12 protein-coding genes are annotated in these 14697 nt (G+C 49.6%); 8 read left to right on the forward strand and 4 right to left on the reverse strand.

Annotated features, from left to right (window positions below; genetic code table 11):
• Window positions 1-176: 176 nt before the first annotated feature.
• Window positions 177-851, forward strand: a complete 675-nt coding sequence (locus ACYVK4_RS21250) for a porin family protein (RefSeq protein WP_461129531.1) — start codon at window positions 177-179, stop codon at window positions 849-851.
• A 152-nt stretch (window positions 852-1003) separates the two neighbouring features.
• Here ACYVK4_RS21250 and ACYVK4_RS21255 read toward each other — a convergent pair whose 3' ends face one another.
• Together ACYVK4_RS21255 and ACYVK4_RS21260 are read right to left on the reverse strand one after the other, a co-directional pair.
• Complete coding sequence (locus tag ACYVK4_RS21255; protein WP_461129532.1) at window positions 1004-1423, reverse strand: LytR/AlgR family response regulator transcription factor; 420 nt, start codon at window positions 1421-1423, stop codon at window positions 1004-1006.
• A gap of 249 nt (window positions 1424-1672) precedes the next feature.
• Entirely contained in the window at window positions 1673-2104 is a 432-nt protein-coding gene (locus ACYVK4_RS21260; RefSeq protein WP_461129533.1) for a LytR/AlgR family response regulator transcription factor, read from the reverse strand.
• Between the two features lie 377 nt (window positions 2105-2481).
• On the opposite strand from ACYVK4_RS21260, the gene pheS reads away from it, so the two are divergent.
• From pheS to ACYVK4_RS21280, 4 genes are all read left to right on the forward strand, one after another.
• Window positions 2482-3540, forward strand: a complete 1059-nt coding sequence (gene pheS / locus ACYVK4_RS21265) for a phenylalanine--tRNA ligase subunit alpha (protein ID WP_461129534.1) — start codon at window positions 2482-2484, stop codon at window positions 3538-3540.
• A 96-nt stretch (window positions 3541-3636) separates the two neighbouring features.
• Entirely contained in the window at window positions 3637-4845 is a 1209-nt protein-coding gene (locus ACYVK4_RS21270) for an exodeoxyribonuclease VII large subunit (protein WP_461129535.1), read from the forward strand.
• A gap of 75 nt (window positions 4846-4920) precedes the next feature.
• On the forward strand, window positions 4921-5109 hold the full coding sequence (xseB, locus tag ACYVK4_RS21275; protein WP_461129536.1) for an exodeoxyribonuclease VII small subunit: 189 nt from the start codon (window positions 4921-4923) through the stop codon (window positions 5107-5109).
• 162 nt (window positions 5110-5271) lie between these two features.
• Window positions 5272-6609 carry a DUF937 domain-containing protein gene (locus ACYVK4_RS21280; protein WP_461129537.1) on the forward strand — a complete coding sequence of 446 codons (1338 nt, stop codon included), beginning with the start codon at window positions 5272-5274 and terminating at the stop codon, window positions 6607-6609.
• Window positions 6610-6677: 68 nt separating this feature from the next.
• On the opposite strand, the gene ACYVK4_RS21285 is transcribed toward ACYVK4_RS21280, so the two are convergent.
• On the reverse strand, window positions 6678-7244 hold the full coding sequence (locus ACYVK4_RS21285; RefSeq protein ID WP_461129538.1) for a DUF4136 domain-containing protein: 567 nt from the start codon (window positions 7242-7244) through the stop codon (window positions 6678-6680).
• 154 nt (window positions 7245-7398) lie between these two features.
• Between ACYVK4_RS21285 and ACYVK4_RS21290 the strand changes: the two genes are divergently transcribed.
• From ACYVK4_RS21290 to clpB, 3 genes are all read left to right on the forward strand, one after another.
• Entirely contained in the window at window positions 7399-8484 is a 1086-nt protein-coding gene (locus ACYVK4_RS21290; protein WP_461129539.1) for an SDR family NAD(P)-dependent oxidoreductase, read from the forward strand.
• A gap of 73 nt (window positions 8485-8557) precedes the next feature.
• Window positions 8558-9508: a TspO/MBR family protein gene (locus tag ACYVK4_RS21295; RefSeq protein ID WP_461129540.1), complete on the forward strand. Its 951-nt coding sequence runs from the start codon at window positions 8558-8560 to the stop codon at window positions 9506-9508.
• Between the two features lie 370 nt (window positions 9509-9878).
• On the forward strand, window positions 9879-12500 hold the full coding sequence (gene clpB, locus ACYVK4_RS21300; protein WP_461129541.1) for an ATP-dependent chaperone ClpB: 2622 nt from the start codon (window positions 9879-9881) through the stop codon (window positions 12498-12500).
• A gap of 88 nt (window positions 12501-12588) precedes the next feature.
• Here the strand turns inward: clpB and ACYVK4_RS21305 are convergent, their stop codons facing one another.
• The gene (locus tag ACYVK4_RS21305; protein WP_461129542.1) at window positions 12589-14661 is read right to left on the reverse strand and encodes a T9SS type A sorting domain-containing protein; all 2073 of its coding nucleotides are present in this window, start codon (window positions 14659-14661) and stop codon (window positions 12589-12591) included.
• Between the last annotated feature and the right edge of the window lie 36 nt (window positions 14662-14697).

Raw genomic sequence — 14697 nt, forward strand, 5'->3', positions numbered from 1 at the left:
TTTGTGATGCCGTTAAACTAAACGAAAGGTATGCTATCAAAGCTCCAAAAGACATCAATAGCCGCCAATAAGCCACTACAAACAGAACGCCATTCACTCAAAATAAGTTGACGCGCCGTATCGTTTCTGCTCGATTTACGTTTAACAACCAATACATTCATTTACGCAGCTAAAACATGAAAAAAATCCTGCTTTTCGCATCAATTCTCATTATGCCAGCGCTTTCGTTTGCGCAGGGCGGTTTTCAAATCGGTGTCAAGGGGGGCGTTAATCTCTCTAAACTCAGTTTCGGTGAGTTTCTTAAAACGGGCACAAACGGCACGGGTGCACCTACTGTAAATATTGACGGACAAACATTCAGAAACAGTATCAGTGATAGTTTCGACAGTAAAACGGGAACATCGTTTGGTATTTACATGCGCTTCGGCAGGAATTTATTCATTCAGCCCGAGTTGCTGTATTCGACCCGAGCGGGTCAGTTCAGCGTTATCCGGAATGGGCAAACAGAAATGGTCACCGTAACCACCAGCAGTTTCGATGTACCCCTATTGCTGGGTATTAAGGGAGGTCCGATCCGGGTTGTAGCAGGACCGGTTGTTTCGTTCCGGGTCGATGATAATCAGAAGTTAGGGCAGGCGTTGAGTCAGTACACAAGCGGCACCCTCAACGACGCTTGGTCCAAAGCGTACTATGGCTATCAGGTGGGTGGTGGTCTGGATATAGGCTCGTTTGGTCTCGATGTTCGCTACGAGGGAAATCTTTCTGATATTGCCCAGATTCAGGACAGCCAGGGAAAATTTAGCCAACGACTGAAGTCATGGCAGCTAACGCTGGCCTATAAAATCTTTTAAACACGCAGGAAAGTCGGTGTAAGTCAGTAAGCGGCTTCGCCTAAGTCAATAAGTCAGTAAGTGGCTGACGCGAGAGATTGCTTTCGCGTCAGCCACTTACTGACTTATTGACTTAGGCGAAGCCGCTTACTGACTTACACCGACTTATTGACTTAATTCAACAACCGGAGCCAGTACTGGGCCAGGCGTTGGGTGATGTCTTTCATGCGCCGACGGGAGATCGCTACTTCGCGGCCATCAGCCAGACGAACCTGACGTTCACGGTTAAAGATATTGCGCTGAACGTAAGCGAGGTTGACAATGTAAGATTTGTGAATGCGAAGAAACAATGAGCCGTCGAGTGTTTTTTCGAACTCTTTCAATGTCTTTGACACCAGATAACGTTTCCGATCACGAGTGTGCAAAAATGTATAATTACCTTCCCCCTGAAGACATAAAATATCGTCTACAGAAATGAAAATCGTGCGATTCAGATAGGGCAAGGCAATGCGTTGAGCACCCCGCTGATAAGAAGTCGGAAATTGTGGAACAACGGCTAAAGGCTGAGCGGATGGGAAAATTGAGGCTTCCATAGTAGAGAATAGTTTTGGTTCAGTGTGTAAGTTGCTGACTGATGAAACAAAACTACTTTATGGCCGCTGGTTGAAAAAAAATGGCTTGATCAGCAAGGGCCACCCAAACAGGGTAACCAGTTACTAATCAAGCCATTATCTTTAATATTGTAATGCTGTACGGGTGAATTTACCCAACTTATTGCGTAAAACTACGTAGTTGAGCCCTACGCTTATTTGCTACTTTTTATGGGCATATACCCAACATTTTTAGCTAACGGCAACGGGTTGAAAGTCGCGGATACGATCAACGAACACCTGCGCACGACGACGGGAGATTTTCACCTGCTGTCCATCAATGAGTTCGAGCTCACCCTCTTTTTTGATGAAGAACTTACGAACAAAGCCCAGGTTAACGATACAGGATTTGTGTACCCGCACAAACGCCTGGCCATCGAGCAATGTTTCGTATTCTTTTAGCGTACGGGAAACCAGCATTTTGGTCCCGTCTTTAAGGAAGAAGTTGGTATAATTGCCACAACCCTCTAGGCGAACAATTTCATCGACAGAAACTGTTCGTTTACGGTCATAAAACGGAATGAGTAGCTTCTGCAAACATGTAGAATCGGCAATTTTTTCCACACTATTGTGGAAAGGTCTGGACATGGTTTCGAAAAGAGAGTCGTTAGCGAATGCGTTCATAGTCGTCTTATGAGATGATTGTGTACTAATGATTGAGGGTTGATAATCAGATATTTAACCTACCATTTTATGAATAAAAATGGGTGTAAATACCCTCTTGTCTACCAACTACAGTTACAACAATCAGTCCTAGTTAGCCTACTATGTATATATAACTCTAAATTAATCTCAATCTTTGCCGCAACTTGCTTAAGGACAATATATTTTTACCGTTCAATAAACAAACTCTAACTAACTATTTGTATACTAAAATTCATAATTATAAATACGAAGCCTTTTCTTAAGGAATGATTAAGCGAAACACAGTGTAGACAGGCTCTACGGCTCTCCCCAGATTTACGTACCTTTGCAGAAGCAAGATGTGAACTATGTAGTGTATGCTGGATAAAGTAAAAGACATATACCAGGAGATTAACGAGTACGACATTAATACCCCCGAACAGCTTGAGCAATTCCGGATGAGATTTATTAGCCGGAAAGGGGTTATAACCGAATTATTTGAGGGCCTGAAAAGTGTGCCACAGGGCGACAGACGTGCTGTTGGACAGGAACTGAATGGCCTGAAGAATCTGGCCCAGGAGCGCTTCGATACGTTTACACAGATTATAGAAGATCAACGGTCTGCGGCCAATAGTGCCCCACCCGTCGATCTTACCTTACCAACAATACCAAATCTTACGGGCACTCAACATCCGTTGAGCCTGGTTCGCCAACGGATCATTCAGATCTTCGAACGGATCGGCTTCAACGTAGCAGACGGCCCCGAAATTGAATCGGACTGGTACAACTTTGGTGCCCTGAATTTTCCCGACAACCATCCGGCCCGCGATATGCAGGACACGTTTTTTGTGGAGAAAGCCGGGGATGGCAGTTCTTCGGACATGCTGTTACGCACCCACACGTCGAACGTTCAGATTCGGTTGATGGAACGTCAGAAAAATGCAGGTACGGCTTTCCGGCCCATCCGGTCAATTATGCCGGGTCGGGTATACCGCAATGAAACGATCTCAGCGCGTGCTCACTGCATGTTTCACCAGGTGGAGGGAATTTATATCGATAAAAATGTTGGGTTCAAAGACCTGAAAGATACCCTGTACCATTTCGTGAAGGAGATGTTTGAGCCGGGGACACAGATTCGGTTCCGCCCCTCCTACTTCCCTTTTACTGAACCCAGTGCCGAGATCGACATTTCCTGCCAGATCTGCGGTGGCAAAGGGTGCAACATCTGTAAACATTCGGGTTGGGTAGAGATTGCCGGTTCGGGCATGGTCGATCCGCAGGTGATTGCCAACTGCGGTATTGACCCCGAAGAATACACGGGTTTTGCCTTCGGAATGGGTATAGAACGCATCACGCAGCTGAAGTATGTAGTAAATGACCTTCGCCTGTACACCGAAAATGATGTACGCTTCCTGCGTCAGTTCGAAGGACTTTAATTTAAGGAGGAAAGGGAGGAGTGGGAAGCAAAGGAGGAAGGAATAGTATATTCCCCTTCCTCCCTTTCTTCCCACTCCTCCCTTTCCTCCATTTTTATGTCTCCCATTCGCCTATCTGATCTCGCATTTACGCTCGACGCCGTCATTGATGAAGCTTTCGGGCAGAAGGCCGTATGGGTTGTAGCAGAAACCAGCGATATAAAAAATTATCCCGATCGGGGCTACTGCTTTCTCACGCTGGTAGAGCGCGAGGCTAACGGCCGCGAAACGCTGGCCAAACTTGACGCCTGTATCTGGCGAAGAAATTACCATGCCATCGGTGATTTCGAACGGGCAACGGGGGTTGCTTTCGCCCGCAACATCCAGTTGTTGTTATTGGTTTCTGTCGGCTTTAGCCCGGTGTATGGCTTACGGCTGGAGATCCTGAAAATTGATCCATCCTACACCCTCGGCAACCTCGAACGGGAACGGCAGGCAGTGCTCGACACCCTCGTCAAGAACCACCCCGATCTGGTCTGGATGGAAGATGGGCAATATATTACGGCGAACCAACTGCTACCCCGACCAGCGGTCATCCAGCGAATTGCTTTAATTACCGCCCCTAACTCCGATGGCTGGCGTGACTTCCGCCATGAATTGACTCAGAATCCGTTCGGCTACGATTTCGTTGTTGATGAATACCTGACCCAGGTTCAGGGACAGGGCGCTGAACGGGCCATTTGTACGCAGTTAGAGCGCATATTGGCCACTGACGCTGCCTACGATGCCGTTGTCATTGTACGGGGGGGCGGCTCTCAGTTAGACTTCGGCTCGTTCGATTCGTATTTGATGGGGCATACAGTCGCTGGCTTTACCATACCGATTCTGGCTGGTATTGGGCATGAACGTAATGTGAGCATTACCGACCTGCTTTGCCACCAGAGTGTAAAAACGCCAACCAAAGCTGCCGGATTTCTGATCGAGCACAACCGACAGTTTGAAGAATCCTGTCTGCAACTACGTGATCGCCTGGCAGTGGTTACCCGCAATGCCCTGCAATCGGCCCGGGAGGAACTGGATCGGGAAACAGAACGGCTGCGTTTTGTTACGCAAACGTACTTTCGTGAATGTCATATAAACCTCACGGAAAAAGCAGTTACCCTACGCCACCTGGATCCGTCTAATGTACTCCGACGGGGCTACGCACTTTTACTTCGTAATGGCCGGATATTGACCCAGACAACTGATATTCAGATCAATGAAACGCTACAGGTACAAATGCACGACGGGACCCTTAGCACGCAAGTCATTGATTTACAACCTTAAAGACCGGCATATACCGCGCTTGTCACCCGACCATAACGACAAGCATACCCTGTACCGGTGCAACTGACACAACGAATGACATATCAGGATGCTTATGACCAGTTAACCACGTTGGTCTATGAAATTGAAAATGAACAGGTTCCTCTGGATGAGCTACCTGGCAAAATTCGTTTGGCCACCGAACTGATTACCTTTTGCCAGGAAAGGTTGCGAGCGGTTGAAACGGAATATCAGGAAGTTATCGAACGTTTACCAAAGCGTTGACCTTTGGAATTTATTAATGGACTCATGTGCAACCTTTGCTAAACCTTACCTAATTTTATCCCGGAGTCAATGCTTCCAGGATAATTTCTTCAGGGTGCTCAGCGTAGGTATCGGTTGTGAGGTAGTCCATAGCACCATTTTGCCTGATCGAGTCGTTATTTTATGAATTTATTTGCCAACCTAACTACTGTTTTAAATTCGGAAGTTCTCTCGCGTATAGCTGCCTATATCGACGAACCCATCGAAAAAACAAGCAAAGCCGTCGACGGCCTTGTATATACCATTGTGGGAGGGCTGATGAAACGCACAACAAGTGAAATTGGCGTTAATCAGTTGTACAACCATATCCAGAAAGGCCGTTACGACGGCACTTCACTCGATAGTCTGGCCACTGTTCTCCGGGACCCTTCCCTTACCAATACGCTGATCACGCAGGGCAACGACGTTATCAGTCACTTACTACCTGCCATGAAGAGCTCCATTGGCAGCATGATCTCCAGCTATGCCGGTATTCGGAATTCGTCGGCGATTTCGCTGCTTGGGCTAACGACCACCATTGTCCTTCAGGTACTTGGCAAGCAGGTGAAAGACCAGAAGTTAGATGCGGATGGCCTGGCGTCTACCCTATTCTCCGAACGCGAAGCACTGGTCAATCTGGTACCGGAAGAGTTTATGCCGCGGCTCGTTGAAAAAGTGGGGCTCCATCAGGTTGTGGCCGGTCTGGCAGCCCCTGCCCGGCGGGCCGTTGCCGAACCACAAGGCCGGTCGGTCACCACGGCCACCCGTCCAGCCATTACCTACGATCTGGCCGATGACTCCGACAACGACAGTGGCGCTCTAACTAAATGGGGCGTTGGCGCTCTGATTGCGGTAGGCCTTGCTTTTGGCGGCTATTACCTCTATCAGAACACGCAGAAATATTCGAACGGCGACGAAGCGAACGAGGTGTCGACCGTTGCCAATGACACGATCCAGGCCGACACCGTTACGCGGTCATTAGCGGTACCCAAAGAGCAGGCACCAAAAACAACTCCTGCATCAGCGTCGGCTACCGCAGCTTCGGCAATAACAAGTGCTACCGGGCTTTCTGGCACAGCCACTGGCGGTAGTCTGACCCAGCAACTAACTCCTTATTTAGGCAATCCGGCATTACCTAAAGGGCGTTCCTTTCCGTTAACGGGTGTTGCTTTCCAGCCAGGGTCGCTGTCCTTGACGCCAGGTTCACAGGCAACCCTCAATGAATTGTCTACGTTGCTGAAAACGTATCCGCAACTTCAGGTTCTGTTAATTGGCTTTGCCAACGACGCCCAAGGTGGGTTTACGAACAAGAGCCTGTCGTTCAAGCGCGTAAATACCATCAAACAGCAACTGGTCTCGTCGGGTATTAACTTCATGCGCATTGACGCGGTTGGTCGGGGAACGGGTGTCGCTAAAAACGATACGTCAGGTGTTCCCAAGCCAACGATGCGAAAGATAGTGCTGAAAGTAGTGTCAAAATAACAGCACCCGGGGCATTTATCATAAGCGAAAGGCCTGCCTGATAATCAGGCAGGCCTTTCGCTTATGTATTATACCTGCTTTCCGGGAAATTTAGAAAACACTTTATTAACAGCCTCATTAATCTGCTGCTGGGTTACGCCCTTTTTCCCCAGAATACTCGATACAGCGGCATCCCAGATCAAGTTCTCGCGCTGCCGGTCGACAATGTGCAGATTGAGTGTTCCCTCCCGATAGGTACCCACCGGCACTTCCTGACTCTGCCAATGATACCGGCGCTGGCCTATATAGCGCGGAGCCTCATAGATAGTTGTGGGCCGTGTCTGCGTCTTTTCGTTTACCACCGCCCCGATATTAACGAGCATATCGGGCAGTCCAGACGAAGACCGGTCATCGATTTGCCTGTATCCCCGATTAATCAGCTCGGCGGCAACCGCTTGCTTTACCTGCTCCATGGCCGATTGATAAGCGGCTCCGGGCATGGGGCTTATGCGGGTTGTATCCATAAACGCAAATGTCCGATACGCATTCCAGGTAGCTGCGTTATCGCGCTCATTTCGAATAATTTTATAGGAGGGAGAGCACCCTGCTATAAGGAGGGACGTAAGCAGAATTAATAGACTAACGCTTGTTTTCATAACGAGTCGATTTATAGGCATAAAACAGATTTCAAACCGGTTTTGTCTGCAAAAAGTCAATCTTCTAGTTAGTGGTAAACGTCAGACGGTCCAAACAACTTTCATTCGTTGCAGTTCCTTATGGGAAGTATGTATTCACGAACTAAGTAGACGTATGAATCCAGAAACAGGAAAAACTGCCCTTATCACCGGTGCCTCAAGCGGCATTGGTCAGGAACTTGCCAAACTCTTTGCACAGGATGGCTATAATCTGGTGTTAGTGGGCCGAAGCGACGACAAGCTGGACCGGTTAGGCGAAGTATTTAAAAGCAACTACGGTACTCAGCAGATTACCATTATTAATAAAGACCTGGCTCAGGAAGATGCGGCTCAGGATGTTTACCAACAGGTAAAAGACAAAGGCATTACCGTTAATGTGTTGGTTAATGATGCTGGCGTGGGCCTCTACGGGCTGTTTGCTACCGATACCGAATGGGAGCGGGAGAAAGCGATGATACACCTTAACGTATTAACGCTTACCCAGATGACCAAGCTCTTTCTGTATGACATGCTGGTGCGCAACGAAGGTAAAATTTTGAACCTGGCGTCATTGCTCTCCATCACACCTTCGCCCCTGATGGCCGTATACGCGGGTACAAAGGCGTATGTGTACAATTTCACACAATCCTTGGTCAACGAGTTGAAAGATACGAATGTGACCATTACGGCTCTGCTGCCTAATGCCACAGATACCGATTTCTTCAACAAAGCTAACGCGGAGAACACGAAAATAACCGACGAATTACAAGACCCGGCTATGGTAGCTCAAGCCGGTTATGACGCGCTCATGGCGGGTAAACCTAAAATTGTGCCCGGTGGCTTGAAGAATAAGTCGTATGAAGTGATGGCGTATGTGGCCCCACAGGAAACGATGGCATCCCTGATGCGGGACAAGATGGCGCAAAAGCCGGATCCGGAAATGGAAAAGGAAGCGTCTGTATCACTGGCATGGGGCATTGGTTTCGGGATCGCCGTCATTGCCGGGATCGCAATGACCATTGGCTACAAAAACGCCAGTCCGTATGACCGTATGCGGTACCGCTACAAAGCGAAATCGGCTGGCGACTCGCTCTCTAATACACTGTCATCTGTAGTAGACAAGGTCGTTCACGGTGTTGTGGATGCTTACCAGAACACGAAAGACAAAGCGCAGAAGCTGGCAGAGAAGGAAGAGAAACTGGAAGCCGAAGTAGCTGCCTAAATGATCAATAACCAAAACAACCCAGTGAGCTGCTAAACTCATTGGGTTGTTCTGATTTTAGCCTCAATCGAACATGAAAAACTCATCATTTTGGCGCATTGCTACGGCCGTTTTCGCGCTTGGCAGTATCATTTACACAACGACATCCAGCAGCCGGTCACGGCAGCAGAGTAAGGAACGGCATGACACGGATCAGAGCGGTTCAGAATATGAATATGATGTACCCGTTGAATACGAAGAGGTTTTTGAGAAAAATATGATTGTTCCGGCGGGCTGGGCATTCGGCGTGGTCTGGTCGACGATCTATTCCGGCCTTGCTGCATTGCTGGTGCATCAAGCCCTGCCTTCTCAGGAAAATAACCCAAGGTATAAAAATGCCTTACCCTGGTGGTGGACCAGTTGGACACTGAACGCCATATTTGGCCGGTTTTTCTCGCAAAACGATCCACGGAGCATTGTCATTTCTGATCTCACCACCAAGTTTAATCTACCGGCGGCCCTGGCCTTGCACCAGAGTCTGGAAATTGGCAAGACCGATGTCCCCTCCCCTGAAAAGTATCTTCGTATTCCTGTCAGTTTGTATGCAGGCTGGCTCACAGCAGCAACGGTTGTTGGCACACCCAACACCTTACTAACGCTTAACGCCTGGGAACCCGATGAGGCACGCGACGAGCCCGTTTCGGCCGGTATTTTAAGTGCCACAGCCGGTGCGGGTTACCTGATCGCCAATCGGCTTAATGACCCATGGTACATGGTTCCGTTCGTGGCTGGCTTTGGAGGCATCGCAACCCGGCAGTGGAAGAAAGAGCCAATCGTGGGCTGGACAGCGGCACTCCTGGCAGCGGCTTACGTGGGCGTGCTGGCCTATTGGTTACCTAAAGGTAAATTTCACGACTATCACCAACGGGTAATTGACGATACAGAAGCCGAAGTAATTTCGGGACCCGTCGAAACCTGGGAGCCTCACCAGGCCGAAATCGCCCGCGAGCGTATGAAACCCATTGAAGCCGAAGGGCTCGATTAATGATAAAGCCGCCTTGTGGAAACAGGGCGGCTTTTTTTTATCAATTGGGCAGACCGCCCCTAAGGTGCTGTGAAATGAAGCAAAAGACACTTATCAATTGACAGGACATAATTAATAGGGCTGAACCATACGTCGGCCCGCTATTTCACAGATTCAATAAATTTCATCACCTTCCTTTACTTACTGAAAGCCTTCATCCATCAGGCCATTATTTCCACTTCTGTACTTCCAAGTAATCATAAAAAACGCCATAATGTCGCGAAATAGGCTTGAAAAGGCGTTTTCTCCGACAAAATGGCGGAAAGAACAGCCCGGCCCGTGATTTGTTACTAATGCTGTATACCATAAACTAACCTAATCCTTCACTGTCATGGACTTTAAGAATTACACCCTGAAAGCACAGGAAGTCGTACAGAAAGCGTCGGAGATTGCTCTTGGCAACGGGCAGCAATCCATTGAAACAGGACACCTGCTTCAGGCGATTCTATCGGAAGATGAGAACGTCGTTGGCTATATTGCTAAAAAAATAGGTATTAATTTACAAAACACGCAGGCTGCCCTGCAAGCCATTCTGACTACCTATCCCAAGGTGTCGGGGGGCAATGGCAGCGTATATTTAAGTAACGATACAGCGGCCGCCCTGGCCAAAGCCAGTAACTATACGAAAGAGTTTGGCGATGAATTTGTCAGTGTCGAACTCATGCTGTTGGGCCTAATGGGCGGTAAAGATCAAATTGCAACCTTATTGAAAGATGCCGGTTTCAACGAGAAACAAACGAAAGCGGCTATCAACGAACTTAGAAAAGGAAACTCGGTGAAAGACCAGAACGCAGAAGCTAAATATCAATCCCTGGAGCGGTTCAGCGTCAACCTGAACGAACGCGCCCGGACGGGCAAAATCGACCCGGTCATTGGCCGGGATGAAGAGATTCGGCGGGTGCTGCAGATCTTGAGCCGCCGGACCAAAAACAACCCGATCCTGCTCGGTGAGCCGGGTGTCGGTAAAACAGCCATTGTCGAAGGACTCGCCCAGCGTATCGTATCGGGCGACGTTCCGGAAAACCTGAAAACCAAAACCATCGTCTCGCTCGACATGGGCCTGCTCATTGCGGGTGCCAAGTACAAAGGCGAATTCGAAGAACGCTTAAAAGCAGTCATCAAAGAAGTGACGGATTCAGATGGACAGATCATTTTGTTCATCGACGAGATTCACACGCTGATTGGCGCGGGAGCCGGTGGTGAAGGCGCCATGGATGCCGCCAACCTTTTGAAGCCGGCCCTGTCGCGTGGCGAACTGCACACCATTGGCGCCACCACGCTGAAAGAATACCAGAAATATATTGAGAAAGATAAAGCGCTCGAACGCCGGTTCCAGGCCGTTATGGTCGATGAACCCGACATGGCCGATGCCATCTCCATCCTGCGCGGTATCAAAGAAAAATACGAACTGCACCACGGTGTTCGGATCAAGGACGATGCGGTTATTGCAGCCGTTGAACTTTCGACCCGCTACATCACCGATCGGTTTCTGCCCGACAAAGCCATTGACCTGATGGATGAAGCGGCTGCCAAACTCCGCCTGGAAATGGACTCGGTTCCCGAAGAACTCGATGAGTTGAACCGGCGTATCATGCAGCTTGAGATCGAACGGGAGGCCATCCGTCGCGAAAACGACAAGGAAAAGGAAACTGTCCTTAACAAGCAGATTGAAGACCTGAGCGAACAGCGCAACGACCTGAAAGCCCGGTGGGAAACCGAGAAAGAATCGGTCAATGAGGGACGGACGCTGAAAGAGCAACTCGATCAGTTACGCTTTGAAGCCGAACAGGCCGAACGGGCCGGTGATTACGGCAAAGTAGCGGAGATTCGTTACGGTCGTATCCCTGAAATCGAGAACAAGCTGAACTCGCTTTCGAAAGAGGGCGGCAATAAAGACTCGTCGGACCGGATGATGCAGGAGGAAGTTACGGCGGAGGATATTGCCGAAGTGGTTGCCAAGTGGACCGGCATTCCCGTCTCGAAAATGCTCCAGAGTGACCGCGAGAAACTGCTCAATCTGGAAAAAGAACTGGGAAAACGCGTAGCCGGACAAGCTGAAGCCATTGAAGTAGTGGCCGACGCCGTTCGCCGGAGCCGCGCCGGTATGCAGGACCCCAAACGGCCAATCGGCTCGTTCATCTTCCTCGGAACTACCGGCGTTGGTAAAACCGAAGTGGCCCGAACTCTGGCCGAATATCTGTTCAACGATGAGAATGCACTGGTACGTATCGACATGTCGGAGTATCAGGAACGCCACGCTGTGAGCCGACTGATTGGTGCCCCTCCGGGATACGTGGGGTATGACGAAGGGGGTCAGCTGACCGAAGCCGTTCGCCGGAAGCCCTACTCGGTCGTGCTCCTTGATGAAATCGAGAAAGCGCACCCCGACGTCTGGAACATCCTGCTGCAAGTGCTCGATGAAGGTCGATTGACGGACAATAAAGGTCGCGTGGCGAACTTCAAGAATACGATCATCATCATGACCTCCAATATCGGCAGTCACCTCATTCAGGAGAAATTTGCCGAAGATGAAGGCTGGAACCATACGCTGGTGCTGGAAGAAGCAAAGTCGGCGGTGATGGAGTTGCTCCGCCAGACCATCCGTCCCGAGTTCCTGAACCGGATTGACGAGATCGTGATGTTCGAACCGCTAACCCAGGCCAACATCCGCAAGATTGTTGATATTCAATTCCGTCAGATCAAGCAACGGCTAGCCGAAAACGGTGTGCAGCTCGACGCAACGGATGAAGCACTCAACAAACTCGGCGAAGAAGGGTTTGACCCGCAGTTTGGTGCCCGTCCGCTGAAGCGGGTGCTGCAACGCCGGATACTTAACGAACTCTCGAAGAGCATTCTCTCGGGCGAAGTCAAGAAAGACTCTGTCGTGCTGATGGAGCTGAACCACGAGGGCGAAATTGCTTTCACCAACCTGGATGCAGAAATTGAATTATAATTGATTCATCGCTACATGAAGAAGCCCGGCTGCTGCGAAGTGGCCGGGCTTCTTTATGTAGCGATGAACTTCTTAACAGTGTACTCGCCTATAACTTTATCACCCGTTTCGATACCATTCCATTACCGATTTGCACTTGTAGCACATACGTTCCGGCGGGATACGTACCCACGTGTAGGGTTGTAATTTCTTTTGTGGTTTCCTGCTGCATCAACACCAACCCGTTGGCGGTGGCCAGACGTAGGGTGGCAGAATTTTTTGTCGACAGACCCCGTATCTGTACCGTGAGGGTAGCCGATGTCGGAATGGGATAAATGGATACAGCCGCTGCCGGCTCTTCGATGGCCAGCAACGGTATAACGGCTATGGTAGCCAAACGTCCGGCCACTACACCATTACCACACCCATTGCTAACGCTTGTCAGGTAATATGCCGTCGATTGAACTGGCTTGACCGAAAAGGTGTATGCGGGGGCGCTGGCCTGAACAGTCTGCACCGTTCCCGGACCGGCCTGTGTACTGTCCCGGTAGGAGAATGACCACGGGCCATCGCCGGTGAGTGCTACCAAAAGCGAGGCCGTTTGCCCCTGTAGAATCGTCTGGCTGCCCGTTATCGTGGCTGTTGCAAGCGGCCGGACCTCTACCTCCTGTGTTGCCTTTGGCCCTTCACACCCATTGCCGGTCTGGGTAACATAGTAGTTAAATTTACCTGGCTGTGATGTGTTGACAATGGGGGGTATTGGTGTTCCTGTTCCATTCGGACTCCCGATATACCAGCGCAAATTGAATCCGGTCGCCTGGAGCACGGGTGGTAACGCGTTCTGACAAACGGTAAGCGACTGCACTTCGGGAGCCGCCGGGGCCGATTTGATAATGATGGGCACTTCATCACTTACAGCTACCGGGTTGCTGCTAACGATCCGCACCCGGTATCGGGTCCCGGCGGTAACCGGTAACGTTCCGCTCACAATGGATACCGTATCGCCGGTTGCGCTTCCAATCGTGGCGGGACTGGCAAAACTGCCAGCTACATTAGACAATTGAAGCGTAAACACATTGTCTTTCTCAAAAGAACCATTGGTCGTAAAGGGCACGGGCAATACACTTCCTGCACAAAAGCCAGTACCTACGCTTAAACTGCCGATTTTCAGGGTCACTGGCGTAGCCGGAAAAACAATCTTTGCCTGATAAGCCCCCCGCGCCCCTTGCCTGAAGAAAGCATTCTGTACCTCATACAACGGCATCCACGTATAAACAGTAACCGAATTGATAACCGCTTTCACCAGAAAATTACAGTATCGGATATGCCACGGATAGCCGTTTCGGGCGGGTTGAAACGGGTTTGACGAAAATAGATAGCTACCCTGTTCGTTTGTCCGGGCTGTCAGAATGGGGGAGTTCGTCACAGCATAGGAAAACCAGTCGACGGGATAAACCGTCAGATCAGCATTTTTGAGGGGCCTTCCCTGGGTATTAACTACACGAATGCCAATTGTATCCGGGAAGGCATCGGTAATGTACCGTTCGCCTTCTATGGGTTGCCCGGCTGTAGCATTTAACAGACTCGTCGTATGTTCATCCCAAGTTATATTACCGTAGGGATAATTCATAATAGAGCTTACCGGCTCAAACGTTTCCTGACTGATTGGGTTGTTTTTTCCCTCTACCCGTAAGGCATAAATATCGATGGCGCCCCGGGCGTGGCCAAATTCGTGGGTCAATCCATCGGTGGCGGTCCTGGCAAAAGGGCCGTCGAAGTAATTCCATTGCCAACTATGATAGATGGTGTGATAGGCGCCATACCACCCTCCCCCCACTGTGTTATCCGAGAACCCATTGATGACAATATTGTAATCATAAGCGGGTTGCGGCCTGAAGACCACCTCTCCCACCGATCCAGCGAATACATAGACGGAATCGACCCGAAAATTATAAACGCCCTTGAAAGCAGTCGAGCTGTTGAAGTTGGCGTTTACAGTATTTAGCTGTTCCCGCACAATCTGGCTGATGGGCTTCGAGAGGTTTTTTTCGTAATAATCTGCCGTTTGTTTTTCAACGGCTACGATCAATCGGAAGGTCCAGACCGGTTGGGAAACAGCCGCTGTGCAGGCAAACAAACCAGTACAGAAAAAGAGTAGTAACCGCCGTAGTGATCTAGTCATAAAAAAAAGGGTGTGTCGTTTATCTGGCATTATACG

It is taken from the genome of Spirosoma aerophilum (genome assembly GCF_054782495.1).